The 16,753-nt window shown below is 71.3% G+C and carries 9 protein-coding genes; 8 read left to right on the top strand and 1 reads right to left on the bottom strand.

Features of this window, described 5'->3' with window-relative positions:
• Positions 1-95 precede the first annotated feature (95 nt).
• The 4 genes from IEZ15_RS35575 to IEZ15_RS35560 all read left to right on the top strand — a co-directional run bounded on the left by IEZ15_RS35575 (position 96) and on the right by IEZ15_RS35560 (position 11,358).
• Positions 96-3,752, top strand: coding sequence for a hydantoinase B/oxoprolinase family protein (locus IEZ15_RS35575; RefSeq protein WP_189281034.1), 3,657 nt, complete (start codon positions 96-98; stop codon positions 3,750-3,752).
• Positions 3,753-3,837: 85 nt separating this feature from the next.
• Positions 3,838-5,364: a hypothetical protein gene (locus tag IEZ15_RS35570; protein WP_189281033.1), complete on the top strand. Its 1,527-nt coding sequence runs from the start codon at positions 3,838-3,840 to the stop codon at positions 5,362-5,364.
• Positions 5,365-5,548: 184 nt separating this feature from the next.
• On the top strand, positions 5,549-6,481 hold the full coding sequence (locus IEZ15_RS35565; RefSeq protein ID WP_189281032.1) for a hypothetical protein: 933 nt from the start codon (positions 5,549-5,551) through the stop codon (positions 6,479-6,481).
• Positions 6,482-6,540: 59 nt separating this feature from the next.
• The gene (locus IEZ15_RS35560; RefSeq protein ID WP_189281031.1) at positions 6,541-11,358 is read left to right on the top strand and encodes a hypothetical protein; all 4,818 of its coding nucleotides are present in this window, start codon (positions 6,541-6,543) and stop codon (positions 11,356-11,358) included.
• A gap of 89 nt (positions 11,359-11,447) precedes the next feature.
• Here IEZ15_RS35560 and IEZ15_RS35555 read toward each other — a convergent pair whose 3' ends face one another.
• The gene (locus IEZ15_RS35555) at positions 11,448-11,930 is read right to left on the bottom strand and encodes a hypothetical protein (protein ID WP_189281030.1); all 483 of its coding nucleotides are present in this window, start codon (positions 11,928-11,930) and stop codon (positions 11,448-11,450) included.
• A gap of 402 nt (positions 11,931-12,332) precedes the next feature.
• Here IEZ15_RS35555 and IEZ15_RS35550 point away from each other — a divergent pair, with 402 nt between their 5' ends.
• The 4 genes from IEZ15_RS35550 to IEZ15_RS35535 are packed head-to-tail and all read left to right on the top strand — an operon-like array spanning position 12,333 to position 16,697.
• Positions 12,333-15,227 carry a sensor histidine kinase gene (locus IEZ15_RS35550; protein ID WP_189281029.1) on the top strand — a complete coding sequence of 965 codons (2,895 nt, stop codon included), beginning with the start codon at positions 12,333-12,335 and terminating at the stop codon, positions 15,225-15,227.
• Complete coding sequence (locus tag IEZ15_RS35545; protein ID WP_189281028.1) at positions 15,224-15,679, top strand: roadblock/LC7 domain-containing protein; 456 nt, start codon at positions 15,224-15,226, stop codon at positions 15,677-15,679. The genes IEZ15_RS35550 and IEZ15_RS35545 overlap by 4 nt, the downstream gene beginning before the upstream one ends.
• Positions 15,680-15,688: 9 nt before the next feature.
• Entirely contained in the window at positions 15,689-16,111 is a 423-nt protein-coding gene (locus IEZ15_RS35540; RefSeq protein ID WP_114248879.1) for a DUF742 domain-containing protein, read from the top strand.
• Positions 16,092-16,697, top strand: coding sequence for a GTP-binding protein (locus IEZ15_RS35535; RefSeq protein ID WP_189281027.1), 606 nt, complete (start codon positions 16,092-16,094; stop codon positions 16,695-16,697). The genes IEZ15_RS35540 and IEZ15_RS35535 overlap by 20 nt, the downstream gene beginning before the upstream one ends.
• The last annotated feature ends 56 nt before the right edge of the window (positions 16,698-16,753 follow it).

The raw sequence follows: 16,753 nt of genomic DNA, 5'->3' as shown, positions 1-16,753 counted from the left end.
GTGAAGAGGGCGTCGGTGCCGTCAGGCAACCCGGGACCGCACGCTCGCACTGCGTCGAGCTTCTCCCCGTCCGTGCCCCGGGTCAGTATGGAGGGATGACCGGACGCTGGGATTTCTGGATCGACCGTGGCGGGACGTTCACCGATGTCGTGGGCCGGGATCCCGACGGGCATCTGGTCACCCGCAAGCTGCTCTCCCACGACCCGGACCGCTACCGCGACGCCGCCGTGGCCGGAATCCGGGGGCTGCTGGGCCTCGGCCCCACCGACCCGGTTCCCGCCGACCGGGTCGGCACGGTGAAGATCGGCACGACGGTCGCCACCAACGCCCTGCTGGAGCGGCGCGGCGAGCCGACCGTCCTGGTCATCACGGAAGGCTTCCGCGACGCGCTGCGCATTGCGTACCAGAACCGGCCGAGACTTTTTGACCGCCGCATCCTGCTGCCCGAGGCCGTGTACGCGCGGGTGATCGAGGTCCCCGAGCGGATCGACGCCCACGGCCGGGTCGTCACACCGCTCGACCGGGACGCGGTGGCCGGGCGACTGAAGGCGGCCCGGGCCGACGGACTGTGCAGCGTGGCGGTCGTCCTGATGCACGGCTACCGCCACCCCGGACACGAGAGCGCCGTGGCCGCCGCAGCCCGCGAGGCAGGCTTCACCCAGGTGAGCTGCTCGCACGAGGTGAGCCCGCTGATCAAGCTCGTACCACGCGGCGACACCACCGTCGTCGACGCCTATCTCTCGCCGATCCTGCGCCGGTACGTCGACGAGGTCGCCCGCGAACTCGACGGCATCCGGCTGATGTTCATGCAGTCCAACGGCGGGCTGCGCGAAGCCTCCCACTTCCGGGGCAAGGACGCGGTGCTCTCCGGCCCGGCCGGTGGCGTGGTCGGCATGGCCCGTACGTCCGGACAGGCCGGATTCGACCGGGTCATCGGCTTCGACATGGGCGGCACCTCCACCGATGTGTCGCACTACGCGGGCGAGTTCGAGCGCGAACTGGGCACTCAGGTGGCCGGTGTGCGGATGCGCGCCCCCATGATGAACATCCACACCGTCGCCGCCGGCGGCGGCTCCGTCCTGCACTTCGACGGCAACCGCTACCGCGTCGGCCCCGACTCGGCGGGCGCGATCCCCGGCCCGGCCTGCTACCGCCGCGGCGGGCCGCTGACCGTCACCGACGCCAATGTGATGCTCGGCCGGGTCCAGCCCGCGCACTTCCCGGCCGTCTTCGGACCGGACGGCAACCTTCCACTCGACGCGGACCTCGTCCGTGAACGCTTCGACGCGCTTGCCGAGGACGTGGCGCGCGCCACCGGAACGCGGCGCACGGCGGCCGAGGTCGCCGCCGGGTTCCTGGAGATCGCCGTGCTCAACATGGCGAACGCGGTCAAGAAGATCTCCGTGCAGCGCGGACACGACATCACTCGCTATGCTCTGACCGGCTTCGGCGGTGCCGGGGGCCAGCACGTCTGCGCCGTTGCCGACGCCCTGGGCATCGACACGGTCCTCGTACCGCCCCTGGCCGGCGTGCTCTCCGCGTACGGCATCGGTCTCGCCGACGCCACCGCGATGCGCGAACAGTCCGTCGAGGCGGAACTGAGTGAGGCGACCCGTACCACGGTGGGCGAACTCTGCGACGAACTTGCCGCCCGCACCCGCGCCGAACTACGTGCCGATGCCATTCCCGACAGCGCGATCAGCACGCACGCCCGCGTGCTCCTGCGCTACGCCGGTACGGACTCGAGCCTGCCCGTCGGCCTGGACAGCGCACCCGCCATGGCCGAGGCGTTCACCGCGGAGCACCGTGCACGCTACGCCTTCACCATGGAAAAACCCCTCGTCGTCGAGGCGGTGTCGGTCGAGGCGATCGGAACGGCGGGACAGCACGAACCGCGCCCGGCCGACCTCACGCCCCGTGAGAGCGCAAAACCTCAACCGCACGACACCGTAAGGATGTTCGCCGACGGCCGGTGGCAGGACACCCCGCTCCACCGGCGCGAGGAACTGCACCCTGCGGACACCGTGACCGGCCCTGCCGTGATCGCAGAGGCGGATGCCACCACTGTCGTCGACCCGGGCTGGCAGGCCGCTCTCGCCGGCACCGGCCATCTGCTGCTCACCAGGGTCCGCCCGCGCCCGGACCGCACGGCCGTCGGTACCAGGGTCGACCCCGTCATGCTGGAGGTCTTCAACAACCTCTTCATGTCGATCGCCGAACAGATGGGTGTGCGCCTGGAGAACACGGCCCACTCCGTCAACATCAAGGAGCGGCTCGACTTCTCCTGCGCGCTCTTCGACGCGGACGGCAATCTGATCGCCAATGCCCCGCACATTCCCGTGCACCTCGGTTCGATGGGCGAGTCCATCAAGGAGGTGCTGCGGCGCAACAGTGGCGCGATGCGGCCGGGCGATGTGTACGCCATCAACGACCCGTACCACGGCGGCACGCATCTGCCCGATGTGACCGTGGTGACACCCGTGTTCGACGACACCGGTGGTGAGAAGCCGGAGCTGCGCTTCCTTGTTGCCTCACGTGGACACCACGCCGAGATCGGCGGCATCACCCCCGGCTCCATGCCCGCCTTCAGCCGCACCATCCACGAGGAAGGAGTGCTGTTCGACAACTGGCTGCTGGTACGGGACGGCAGACTCCGCGAGGCCGAGACGCGCGAACTGCTCACCACCGCCGCGTACCCCTCCCGCGACCCGGACACCAACCTTGCCGATCTGCGCGCCCAGATCGCCGCCAACGAGAAGGGCATCGCCGAACTCCGACGCATGGCCGAACAGTTCGGGACCGCGGCCGTCGCCGCGTACATGGGGCACGTACAGGACAACGCCGAGGAGTCCGTCCGCCGGATCATCGCCGAACTGCACGACGGTGCCTACCGCTACGAGACCGACAACGGCGCGGTCATCGAGGTTGCCCTCACCGTGGACAAGGCCACCCGCAGCGCAGTCGTCGACTTCACCGGCACCTCACCGCAGCAGCCGGGTAACTTCAACGCGCCGAAATCCGTGGTGATGGCGGCTGTCCTGTACGTCTTCCGAACCCTGGTCGCCGACGACATCCCGCTCAACAGCGGCTGCCTCAAGCCCCTGGAGGTCAGAATTCCGCAGGGCTCCATGCTGGCCCCCGTCCATCCGGCGGCCACCGTCGCGGGAAACGTGGAGACGTCCCAGGCCGTCACCGGTGCTCTGTACGCGGCGCTCGGCATCCAGGCCGAGGGTTCGGGCACCATGAACAACCTCACCTTCGGCAACGAACGCGTCCAGTACTACGAGACCGTGGCGAGCGGATCGGGCGCGGGCGACGGTTTCGACGGCGCCGACGCCGTACAGACCCATATGACCAACTCCCGCCTCACCGACCCCGAGGTCCTCGAATGGCGCTACCCCGTGCTGCTGGAGAGTTTCCGGGTGCGGGACGGCAGCGGGGGTGCGGGGCGTTGGCACGGCGGCTGCGGTGTGGAGCGGCGAATCCGCTTCCTCGAACCCGTGACCCTGGCGCTGCTCTCCGGCCACCGCCGGGTCCGGCCGTACGGCATGGCGGGCGGTGCACCCGGGGCGCTGGGTGAGCAGCACATCGAGCGCTCCGACGGCGGGACGGTCACGCCACTGCGCGGATGTGACACGGCCGAGCTGGAGCGGGGGGACGTACTCGTGCTCCGCACACCGGGCGGCGGGGGCTACGGAGTCCCGGAGCCGGGCCGGAACGACCGTCCGGAACGCACCGGGGAACGGCTGTGAAGCCGGCGCCGGCCGGCTCCGGGCAAGGGGGGTCGCTTCTGCGCCGTTTCGACCGTTGTCAGGGTGAGGACCTAATCTGTGCAGCGTGACTTCGCCTGCCTACACGGACAACGCTGCGCCCCAGCTCAGCGCGGGGCCGCGGCCTGCCCCGGGCCCGGCCGCCGACGAGGGGCTCTCGCGGCGGCTGCGCGCGCTCGCCTGCACGGCGCCACTGCACGACCTCGATGTACGCAAGGCGAATCTGGCCGGCGAGTACACCGTCTACGCGATGGCCGAGGTCGCACTCGCCGCGATCGACCACGTCACCCTCAACATGGACTTCGACACGGGTGCCGATCACGGCCAGATAGTGACCAGGCTGCTTCCCCGCGTCGCCGCGCAGGCCCCGCGCCGCCCGGCCGCCGAGCACGAGCGGGTCGCCCGCTGGGTGCTGGAGAACCTCATCAATGTCGGCAGCGTCGACCGCGGATTCCGTGCGGTGTACGGCACTTTCGGCCCTGATGGGGTGTATGTCCGTCGCGATTACGACTTCAAGCTGATCGAAGAGGTCCCGGGACACGGCGGCACCGTCTATCTCCGGGCCACCGACGAGGCGGTCAACGTTCTGGTCGGCGCCCTCGACACGGACGTCACCAGCGCCCAGATCGCCGCCGAGGTGAAGCTGGAGGTCCTCATCAGCCGGGGCCGCCTGGCGGACGCACAGCTCGCCGCCGAGCAGGCCCGCTACCGCACCGTCCAGTACGCGGAGACCCTCCGCAAGACGCTGGAGGCCACCCGGCGCAACGTCCGGGCCGTCGACTGGCTCAACGCGGTACCCGACATGATCGCCGAAGCACTCGATCATGTCGCCGACCGCTACCGTCACGAGAACGCGATCCTCACCAACATCCGCAAGGCGCGCGACGAGGCCGAGGAGCCCGAGCACAAGCGGCGCGCCGCCGAACTCGTCGACATCGTCAAGGACTGCATCCGCCGCCACACCCAGTTGCAGTCCCGCCTGCTCGAAGCCGGACCGCTCTTCCGCGCCGAGCAGGACCGGCAGGCCTTCGCCACCCCCACGGCCCGCACAGGCCTCGATCTCTACGGTCAGCTGGTCGTCCCGCTGCTGCCGCTCCCCGTCGAACAGGCCATCCGTGTCACGGACGCGTTCTTCGCCCGAGGCACCGGGCTGCGTACCCCCACCTCGGTGCGGGTGGGCGACCTCGTCGACATGCTGCTCACCCCGCCCCTGGAGCGGGAACACCTGGGCGCCGAAATGCCCGAACCCGATCTGATCGCCACCCCGGACGACAGCAGGTTCAGCGAGGAGCAGCTCGCGAGCGCCATGGAACTCCTCGATCTGGAGCACGACGCCCCGCGCCGGCTCTCCGGACTCCTCGCGGAGGCCCGGCGCCGCGATGCCGAACTGCCCTATCTGGTCGCTCTGCTCGCGGTGCACGCCGCGAGTCCGCCGGTCGGCACCGCCTACCGGCAGGGCGAGCAGCGACTGTTGTTCTCCGTCGATGACGGGACACAGCTCGACGACCCGGAGTTCGGCGGTGCGGACCTGATAGTGGGTACGGCCCTGCTGGACGCGGCCGGAATGGCCGCGGGCCGCTCGGAGGCGTCATGAGCGGCGCGCCCCGTGAGGCACACGCTTCGCCGACCCGGTCGGCGCACGTCGGCCATGGACGCCGTCGGCGTGCCCGCGCCCGCGCGATGTGCGCGGGCAGGACCGCGCGGCCCAGGACGGATGCCGCGAGAACCGGCGCCGTCCACCCCGTACCGAAGAATTTCCGCATCGAGGAGCGACAGTCGTGAGCGACCACCGCGCACAGCACGCCGACGCGTGGAGCGAGCCGACCGCCGCGTACGCGACCGAGAGCCCGACGCCCGCCGACCCGGCAGGGCCCACAGCCGCCACCGCACCCGTCACCCCGGCCGACGCAGCCGACGCCGCCCGGCTCGTCGCCCTCGGGCTGCAGCCCAAACTGCTGCCCGCACGCGACGCCGAGTACGCCGAACTGCTCCGCCGCTACCGGGAGGAGCCCGCTTTCGCCCGGCTCGCCGACGCAGTGGCGACGGGACTCGGCCTGGTCGTCCTGGAAGTGTCCACCCGCGCCGGCATGGCCGTGACCGCCGGTGAGGACTCGGTCTTCGCCGTCCGCATGGGCGACTACGCCCGCCGCGCCTCGTCCGACTCCGCCGACCGCTTCCTGCACGGGCTCGCGCACCTCGCCGTCGCCGCGATGGCCTTCCCGCGCCCCGAGGATCTCGCCGACGACGCGTACATCGGCCGGATCACCGTCAACGGCGTCGACTCGTTCGTACGCCAGGCGTGCCACCACCTGGAGGAGCGCGCCGAGGAGCACGGCGACAACACCGACCCGGCCACCGACGCCCCCGGACTGGAGGAGGCCTGGCGGATCTACGCCCGGCGCAGCTCCACCGGAGCCACGAAGGACGCCCGAAGGCTGGCCGGCTCCACCACCGGCATCGTCGGCAAGGCCGTCGCCTTCCTCACCGACTCCGGCTTCCTCCAGCGCACCGGGGACGACGCCGGAGGCGCCTTCCGTACCACCGCGCGCTACCAGCTCCAGGTCCGCGACATGGCCGGCAACGCCGCCATGGCCGAACTGCTCGAACTCGGAGTCGTACCGGTGACCGACGGAACGGCAACGCTGCTGCCGCCGCCCGGCCCCGACGACCTGGAGCTGGTCGCCGACGCCGGTCTGCCCTTCCACGCCTGACCGGCCCGCCCCACCACCGCCGTCTCCCCCCGCTGTCCGAACGACGAGAGTCCGCCGCCATGTACGAGCTGTCCCGGGTCCGCCTCTACTCCATCGGGCCTGCCGGTGCGCGCTATGCCGACACCGTGCTTGACCTGCGTGGAGTGGGCGAGCCCGTGCCCAACCCCGCCCCGGCACAGGCGGAGTTCTTCGAGGAGGAGCCGGTCGGCCCGCCGCGCCGTCCTGCCCCTGCCGGTGTGCTCTTCCTGGAGAACGGCGGCGGCAAGTCGGTGCTGCTGAAACTGATCTTCTCGGTGATGCTGCCCGGCCACCGCAACACCCTCGGCGGCGCCAGCTCCGGCGTACTGCGCAAGTTCCTGCTCGCCGACGACTGCGGGCATGTCGCCCTGGAGTGGCAGCACACCCTCACCGGCGAGTGCGTCGTCGTCGGCAAGGTCAGCGAGTGGCGTGGACGGCAGGTCTCCAACGACCCGCGGAAGTTCGCCGAGGCCTGGTACTCCTTCCGCCCCGGGCCAGGTCTCAGCCTGGACTCCCTGCCGGTCGCCGAGGCCACCTCCGTCCACCGCCCCGTGGAAGGCGTATCCGGCGCGCAGGGCCGGCGGCGTACGATGAAGGGCTTCCGCGACGCCCTGACCGAGGCGGGAAAGTTCTACCAGCACCTCGATGTGCACTGGGAAGAGATCCACGACCGCTGGAACGAGCACCTCGGTGACCTCGGTCTCGACCCCGAACTCTTCCGCTACCAGCGCGAGATGAACGCCGACGAGGGTGAGGCGGCCGGCCTCTTCGCGGTCAAGAAGGACTCCGACTTCACCGACCTCCTCCTCCGCGCCGTCACGGACACCCGGGACACGGACGGGCTCGCCGACCTGGTGAGCGGCTTCGGCAACAAGCTCGGCCGCCGAGCCGAGCTGACCGCGGAGCGCGACTTCACCGCGGGCTCGGTCGATCTGCTCGGCCGGATCGTCGAGGCCGCCGGCACCCGGTCCCGCACCCGGGACATCCACGCGCGCGCCGAGCGCCGCACCCGTACGCTCGCCCGCAGGCTCTCCGCCCGCGCCGGCCAGGAGCGCGGCCGGACCGCCGAGCTCGCCCAACAGGTGACGGGCGCCGCGCACACCGTCACCACCGCCGAGGAGGCCCGCAGCCGTAGCGCCCTGATCGCGGCCGAACTGGCCTACCGGCACGCCTCCCTGGCCCTGACCGCGGCGGAGAAGGGCGCTGCCGCCCAGCGCCGTGAACTGGTCGACGCCCGCACCCTGCACTCCGCCTGGCAGGCTGCCGAGGCCGTACTGCGGCACCGCGCCGCCGCCGACCGCTCCGCACGTGTGGCCGTGGCCATCCGCGAGGCGGAGCGCGACGCCGCGCCTGCGCTCGCCGCCCGCGCCAAGGCCGCCGCCGATCTCGTACGGGCCCTGCACACCGCGGCGGAGGCCGGCGAGACCCTGGCCAACGAGGAGGAGGAGCGCTCCTTCACCCTCCAGACGGCGGGCGAGACCGCCCACCGCGATGCCACCACCGCAGCCACCGAGGCCCAGCGCGCCCGAAGCGAGGCCGGACATCTGCGCCAGCGCCTCGCCGAGGTCGAGCAGGAGACAGCAGAGGCGGTACGGGCCGGCTGGCTCGACAACACCGCGCCGGACGCCGACCCGGCGCGCGCCGCCCTCGCCGCGAGCGACGCCGAGCAGTCCGCCGTCGCCGTATGGGACACCGCCAGGGAGGCCGCACGCTCGGCGGCCGACCTGGCCAGGGAAGCCGCAGCCGCCGAGAGCCGCGCCGAACTCGCCGCGGCCCGCGCCGCCGATGCCGCGCAGGCTGCGGATCAGTCGTACGAGGCCGAGCTCAGGGCCGCCGAGTCGATCGCCGCCGACCACCGTCTGACCGACCTGCTCGGCCTGCCCGCCACGCACGGCACAGGCGTGCCCCGGCCCCGCCGCGGAGCGGCCGGGGCGGAGACGGACCCGGACGCCCCGCACAGTCCGGACCATCAGGAACAGGCAGGCCGGCGGGGCCAGGCGGATCAGGCAGGCCAGACCGGCCGGCCGGACCGGGCCGCCAACGCCACGCACACCGTCACCGCCGAACAGCCCGCCGCCCACGAACAGCCGCTCACCGCCCAGGAGCTGGACCGCAGCGCCGACGAACTGCGGGAGCTGCTCGACCAGGGCATCGCCTCCGCCGAGCGCCGCCTCTTCGAACTGCGCACCGCGGCAGCCGACGACTCCCGCATCCTCGGCGCACTCGGCGACGGCGGACTGCTGCCGCCCGGCCCAGATGTCCTGGCCACCGTCGAATACCTCGGCGAGCACGGCATCCCCGCCCTTCCCGGCTGGCGTTACCTCGCCCAGGCCGTCGACCCCGCCGACCACGCGGCCGTACTCGCCGCCCGTCCCGAACTTGTCGACGGCGTGGTCATCACCGACCCCGACTCGCACGCCCGCGCCCGCGACGTCCTGAGCGGCGCCGCCCTTCTGCCGCGCTCCGCCGTCGCTGTAGGCACCGCCGCCGCGCTGCTCGCCCCCGTCCCGGCCACCGGCACGGGCTCGGCCGCGAGCACGGAAGGGGTGTTCCTCGTTCCGCCGAACCCGGCGATGCACGACGAACACGCGGCCGACGAGGAGCGGCAGGCTCTCAGGAGCAGGGCCGCCGCCCGCGACGAGGACATCCGCACCCTCGCGGCCCGCCTCACCGCCGACCGCTCCCTCGCTGCCCGCATCGGCTCCTGGCGCGCCGACTGCCCGCCCGGCATGCTCGCCGAGCTCGCCGAAGCAGCCCGCACCGCCCGTTCGGCCGCCGAGGCGGCAGAGGCCGCACTCGCCGAAGCCCGTACCGTGCGCGCCGAGGCCGACGAGGCCGCCGCGGACACCGCCCGCGTCCGCGATGAACGCCAGGAGGCCGCCCAGCGCGCCCGCCGCGCCGCCGACGTCCTCGCGGGCCTCGCCCACCGGCTCCGCGAACGCGCGGGCTGGCAGGCGAAATTGCGCGAACTGATCGACGAAGCAGCCGAGTCCGAGGCCCGCGCCACCGTCTGGCTGGAGCGGGCCCGCGCCGCCGACGAGGACCGCAGGGCCGCTCAGCGTGCCGCCGACGACGCCCGCCGCACCGCCCGCGCCCTGCGCGCCGAACGTGCCGAGATCGCAGGTGCCCCCGAGCACCTCCCGGAGCCCGAGGGCGACACCCCACGCCCCGCGCTTCCCGCGCTGCGGGAGGCCTACCGGGCCGCATCCCAGCTGTACGAGAAGGTGGGCGTCGGCGCCGACCTGCGCGCCGAACAGGCCCGCGCGGAGAGCGACGAGAGTGCCGCCCTTGCCGAGCTGGACCGGCTCACCAACAAGGTCCGCACCCGGGCCGCCCAGCTTCTCGAAGGCACCGACGGCGCCGACGGCCCCTCCAGGCAGGCGGCCGCCGCCCGCGCCGAATCCCTGGTCCAGCTCCTGGAAACCAGGGCCTCCACCGCGAGCGAGCAGCTGGGCCGGCTGCGGGGAGAGGCCGAGCGTCTGGCCCCGGTCGACGGCGAGACCCATCACACCGAACTCCCCGACGAGCTGGTCCCCGCCGACGCCGAGCAGGCCCAGGCCCTCCTGCGTACCGCCACGGCCGAACTGTCCTTTGCCACCGCAACCCTGGACACCGCCCGCGCCGCCCACGCCGAGCTGCTGCACGCCCACCGCACCGCCGAGGACTCCGCAGGCGGCTTCGACGAGACCGCGGCACTTCTGCGTGATCTTCTCAGGGACCACGGCGCGGACGACGACACAGAGGACCCCGAGCCGTACCCGGGCAGCCTCGACGAGGCCCGGCAGTCCGCCGCAGAGGCCCGCCGTTCACTGCGCGGCTGCGCCGCCGACCTGTCCGCCGCGGAGAGCGCCGTACGGGAAGCGAGCGACGTCCTGGTACGGCACGCCAACTCCACCCGCTACGAACAGGTCCGCACCCCCGCCCGCCAGCAGATCCGCGAACTGCCGGCCGCGGCACTGCCCGAGCACGCCGAGAAGTGGGCCGCCGCCTTCGCACCCCGGCTCCGTGTCCTCACCGACGAGCTGGCCCAGTTGGAGCGCAACCGCGACTCCATCGTCGACCGGCTCCGCGGCCTCGTGGAGTCCGCGCTCACCACCCTCCGCTCCGCCCAGCGGCTCTCCCAGCTTCCCGAAGGACTGGGGGAGTGGTCAGGCCAGGAGTTCCTCCGGATCCGCTTCGAGGAACCCGATCAGGCGACGCTCACCGAGCGCCTCGGCGAGGTCATCGACGAGGCCACCCGCGCCGCCCTGAAGAAGAACTCTGATCTACGCAGGGACGGCATGTCCCTCCTGCTGCGCGGTGTGCAGGCGGCGCTGGAGCCCAAGGGCATCGCCGTGGAGATCCTCAAGCCGGACGCGGTGCTCCGTGCCGAACGCGTCCCGGTCGGACAGATGGGCGACGTCTTCTCCGGCGGTCAGCTGCTCACCGCCGCCATCGCCCTGTACTGCACGATGGCTGCATTGCGCAGCAACGACCGGGGCCGCGACCGGCACCAGCACCGGCACGCGGGCACGCTGTTCCTGGACAACCCCATCGGCCGGGCCAACGCCACCTATCTGCTGGAGCTCCAGCGAGCGGTGTCGGACGCCCTCGGCGTACAACTGCTCTACACGACCGGACTCTTCGACACCACGGCGCTCGCCGAATTCCCACTGGTCATCCGGTTGCGCAATGATGCGGACCTGCGGGCCGGGCTGAAGTACATCAGCGTGGAGGAGCACCTTCGCCCCGGGCTGCCTCAGCAGGACCCGAACGGCGAGACCGTGCACGGCGAGATCACCGCCACCCGCATGTTCAAGCGCGCCACGACACCGACCGACACCGCCCGGGTTCCCGCTAGGGGCCCGTCCGACGGGTAAGGGCGACGAGCAGGAACGGCGAGTAGGGAGCCACCGCGGCCGCAAGCCGCGAGAGCCCTGTTCGATCCATGGGACAGGTCGGGCGGCGCTCAGGCCCGCGAGAGGCTGCCCGAGCCCCGGCGGCGTATCCGCGCATCGTCCCGCTGCGCCGTCCGCGCCGCCCGACGGGCTCTGCGCCGCTCACGGCGCAACTGCCGCGCCGAACTGCTCGGCACGGACACCACGCCATTGCGCTGATTCCAGACCTGCCGGGTGACCCAGACATCCAGCACCGACCAGGTCGTAACCACCGTGCTGCCCACACTGCTCAGCACCATCGGAAAGGCAAGCCAGGACCCCGCCAGTGTGCACAGGAACGCCACCATGGCCTGGATGACCGTCAGTGACATGATGAGCACGGCACGCACGGCAGCCCTACGGACCGGGTCCGGCATCCGCCGCCGTATCGCAGGCTCGTCCACCCAGAGCTGCCGGTGCTGCTGGTACGGGATCTTCGCCCCGCCGGTCGCCGCCGAGACCGCCGTCGCAGCCGGTGCCGACGACACCGCACTCCGACGCTCTTCCGTATCCAAGGACTCTCAACTCCCCACCGCTGTCCGACTTCAGGGTTGCTGCCCGGCATACGCCGCTTCTACGCGGGCGGACCGGACCGTCCCGCCCTGGTCGCTCCTCGTGTTCCCCCTGACCCGTAGAGAGAGACGAGTGACCAGCTGTGAAGATTCCCTCGATCCGTCACCGAACGAAGAATTCCAGCCAACTGCCTTGCCGAACAGCGCGATGCTCTGACAGGTCTCTTCTGCCGCTTTCGCGAATTTCATTGCCCGGAATACCCGGACAACGCATGATCAACGCCGGGGAGTGCGGCTGAAAATCGTCCGGACATCCCTTCGAGTTGTCTCTCTGTCGGTAGTAGGCTCGCGCCGTTTGTTGACGGAACACGACCACTGCCCCGTGGGGCCGGGCTGGAGGAGGCCATGCGCTTTCGCGGGAAGTCCATCCGCAGGAAGATCGTGGCGTTGCTGCTGGTGCCGCTCGTCTCCCTCACCGGACTCTGGGGTTTCGCCACCTTCCTGACGGGGCGCGAGGCCGGCCACCTGATGAGCGCGAGCACCATTGTGGAGAAGGTCGGTCATCCTCTGGAGGGCACGGTCCGTGCCATTCAGGATGAACGCCGTCAGACCCTTGTCTTCCTTGCCGACCCCAGGGCCTCCAACGCTCTGCCCCTGCTGGAGCGCCAACGAGCAGCCACCGACCGTGTCGTGGCGGATGTCAGGGACAGCGCACAGCAGAAGGACATCCGCGATGCACTGCGGCCCGAGGACGAATCACAGCTGAACGCGGTCCTCGGCACGGTCGAGGGCCTTGGCGCACTCCGCGATTCGGTCGAGAAACGCACCATCGACCGCCTCAAGGCGATGGAGTTCTACGATCGTCTCATAGACCCCTGCTACCGCTTTCTGACCGGCCTCCGCACGATGGAGAACGTGTCGATGGACAAGCAGGTCCGCGGGCTCGTGGGCATCTCACGAGCCCGCGAAATGCTCTCCCGCGAAGACGCTCTGGTCGCCTCGTCACTCATCGCCGGACGGCTCACCGCTTCCGAACTGCGCCAGATCTCCGACCTCGTCGCCAATCGCAAGCTGCTCTACGAGATAAATGGCGAGATGCTTCCCTCGTCGGAGCGCCGACGCCTGGAGCAGTACTGGTCGAGCCCGGACAGCGAAGCGCTGAGGAGCGCGGAGAACACGCTCATCAGGGGCGGTCCCACCCAGGACCCGCGAGCGGTCGACGCCGAGCGCTGGCAGGAAGTGGCCCCGCCGGTCCTGGACCGGCTTGCCAACGACTCCACCGAGATGAACAACCGTTTCCAGGACCGCGGCAAGCCCGCCGGCTACAGCGTCCTGATCAAGGCCGGGGTTGCGGGTGTCCTCGGATTCCTCGCCCTGCTCGCCTCGGTGTTCGTCTCCGTACGCATCGGCCGCGAGCTCATCCGTGACCTCTCCCGGCTCCGAAAGGACGCCCATGAGGTCTCCGGCGTACGGCTGCCGAGCGTGATGCGTCGGCTCGCCGCGGGTGAACAGGTCGATGTCGAGACCGAGGCACCGCACCTCCAGTACGAACGGGACGAGATCGGCCAGGTCGGCCAGGCCCTCAACACCCTGCAACGGGCCGCCGTCGAAGCCGCGGTCAAACAGGCGGACATGCGCCGCGGAGTCTCCGAGGTCTTCGTCAATCTCGCCCGCCGCAACCAGGTCCTGCTGCACCGGCAGTTGACGCTCCTCGACACCATGGAGCGCCGCACCGAGAACACCGATGAACTCGCGGACCTCTTCCGCCTCGACCACCTGACCACCCGCATGCGGCGCCACGCCGAGGGCCTGGTGATCCTCTCCGGTGCCGCACCGTCCCGTCAGTGGCGCAAGCCGATCCAGCTGATGGACGTGGTACGGGCAGCGGTCGCCGAGGTCGAGGACTACGAGCGGATCGAGGTCCGCCGGCTGCCCCGCATCGGTGTCGGCGGCCCCGCCGTCGCCGACCTCACCCATCTGATCGCCGAACTCCTGGAGAACGCCACCGTGTTCTCGCCGCCGCACACCGGGGTCCAGGTGCACGGCGAACGCGTCGCCAACGGCTTCACGCTCGAAATCCACGACCGCGGTCTCGGTATGGCTCCCGACGTCCTCCTCGACGCCAACCTGAGACTCGCCGAGACCCCCGAGTTCGAACTCTCCGACACCGACCGGCTCGGTCTCTTCGTGATCAGCCGTCTCGCCCAGCGGCAGAACGTCCGTGTCTCGCTGCAGACCTCTCCGTACGGTGGCACGACCGCCGTCGTCTTCATCCCGGCGGCGCTGCTCACCGACGCCCCGGAGACGCACGGCACCGGCTTCCGCCTCGACCGCCGGTCCGAGAAGGCGATCGGCAGCGGCGGCAGGGCAGCCGGCCGAGGACCGGGCAGTGACAAGGGCCGCAGGGACGGCGTGCCGGACCGCCGCGCCACCGGCAGGCCCTCCGGCCTCGCCCCCGTCCCCACCGGCCTCGTGGACCCGACCCTCCTGGACGGGCCCGTCGAGCTGGAGGGACCCGTCGGAGCGCTGGGCTTCGAGAACGACCCCGTACTCGATCCGCTGATCGACCCTCTGCTGGGCGGTGCTTCCGACATCGACGGCACCGAGAGTGAACGCGGCGGCATCTTCCGCGCCCGCGACCCCCGGCGCGACGGTGACCGCGAACAGCACCAGCAGGCGTCCGACCAGGCAGGGGAGTCCGCGGGCGATGTACGGGCGATGCGCCCCGGCGGCCCGGTGCCGCTGCCCCGCCGAAAACCGCCGACCCTGGTCGCCGACAACGGGCGCCGGGTCGACGAGGCGGGTCGCGCCCACCCCGCAACCGCCGAGCCCGACTCCTCACCCGGTCCGGCCGAAACCGGCAGTCCCACCGGCGCCGGGATCAGGCCGTCGGCCGCCGCCCCGTGGCCCTCCGCCGTCGACACCGGCAGATCCACCGAGCCGCGGCACCCCACCGAACCCCGGCAGCCCACCGGCTTCCGGAAACCCGCCGAGCCGGCCACACCTCCTGAGCCCGCGCCTCCGACAGCGCCGAGCGCGGCCCGGGAGACCGTGGGTGGTCTGCCCCGGCGCATCCGGCAGGCCAGCCTCGCCCCGCAGCTTCGCGAAGTCTCCGGCGGCCGCGATGCGGAGCCGGCCGTAACGGAACCGTCCCAGGACTTCGAGCGGGATGCGGACGAGGTACGCAGCCGCATGGCTTCGCTCCAACGCGGCTGGCAGCGCGGCCGTCGGCAGAACGCCGAGGACGTGACCGGTCCCGGTGAAACACAAGGAACCACTCCGGGAGGGGACGGTCGATGACCGCACCGAACGCCGCAGCACCCGACGCAGCACCCGACGCCGCACGCCAGGGCTCCGGCCAGCTCAACTGGCTGCTCGACGAACTCGTCGACCGCGTCGTCAGCATCCACAAGGCGCTGGTGCTCTCCAGCGACGGCCTCGCCACCGGCACGTCCAAGGACCTGACCCGCGAGGACAGCGAACATCTGGCGGCAGTCGCCTCCGGATTCCACAGCCTCGCCAAGGGCGTGGGACGCCACTTCGACGCGGGCCGGGTCCGCCAGACCGTCGTCGAACTCGACGAGGCTTTCCTCTTCGTCACGGCGGCCGGTGACGGCAGCTGTCTCGCTGTGCTGGCCGACGCCGACTCCGACGTCGGTCAGGTGGCGTACGAGATGACGCTGATGGTCAAGCGCGTCGGTGCCCACCTGGCCAACGCCCCCCGGACGACCGGTCTGACCGCCGGGGGGTGAGTGGACGGCATGAGCGCTGATTCCTCCAGATCTCCGGCAAGGCCCACGGACCCGCAGGCATCGCGCTGGTACGACGCCGAAGCGGGCCCTGTCGTCCGTCCGTACGCGATGACCCGGGGCCGTACCAGCAGTGCCTCCCGTCATCGGCTCGACCTGATCGCGATCGTCGTCCCGGAACCCGCAGCCGACGATCCCGGCCGGAACCAGACGCTCTCCCCGGAACATGTGGAGATCGTCGAACTCTGCAGTGACATGCCCCAGTCGATCGCCGAACTCGCGGCCGGACTGGATCTACCCGTCGGGGTGGTCCGGGTGCTGGTCGGTGATCTCGTCGAGGACGAGCTGGTGCACGTAACCCGTCCCGTTCCGCCGGCCGAGCTGCCGGACGTGAACATTCTTCGCGAGGTGATCAATGGCCTTCGGGCGCTCTAGCCGCAACAGGCGGCCCGTTGAGCCCGTTACCCTGAAAATCCTGGTGGCGGGCGGCTTCGGAGTGGGCAAGACGACTCTGGTCGGCGCGGTCAGCGAGATCAGGCCGCTGCGTACGGAGGAGAGACTCAGCGAGGCGGGCCGTCCGGTGGACGATCTGGCGGGCGTGGAGGCTAAGACCACCACCACCGTGGCCATGGACTTCGGCCGGATCACACTCCGCGAGGACCTGGTGCTGTATCTCTTCGGCACCCCGGGGCAGGACCGTTTCTGGTTCCTGTGGGACGAACTCGCTCAGGGCGCGCTGGGCGCGGTCGTGCTCGCGGACACCCGACGGCTGGAGGACTGCTTCGCGGCGGTCGACTACTTCGAGCGCCGTGCGATTCCGTTCACTGTCGCAGTCAACTGCTTCGAGGGAGCCGACAAGTTCCCCACCGAGACGGTGCAGGCTGCGCTGGACCTCGACCCGGAGGTGCCGGTGCTCATGTGCGACGCACGCGACCGCTCCTCCGCACGGGACGTACTGGTGGCGGTCGTCGAGCACGCAGTGGCCCGGGCGGAGCGTCCCCGCGAGCCCGCAACGACGTAGGCCCATCGGCCGACACAGTGCCGGGAACGCGGCCCGCACCCCCGCCGACCGGGGTA

Origin of the sequence: Streptomyces atratus, from assembly GCF_014648655.1 — a bacterium.
Classification (GTDB): domain Bacteria; phylum Actinomycetota; class Actinomycetes; order Streptomycetales; family Streptomycetaceae; genus Streptomyces; species Streptomyces atratus.
Note: the sequence above shows the minus strand (reverse complement) of the source record. Positions and strands in the feature narration are given on the sequence as shown.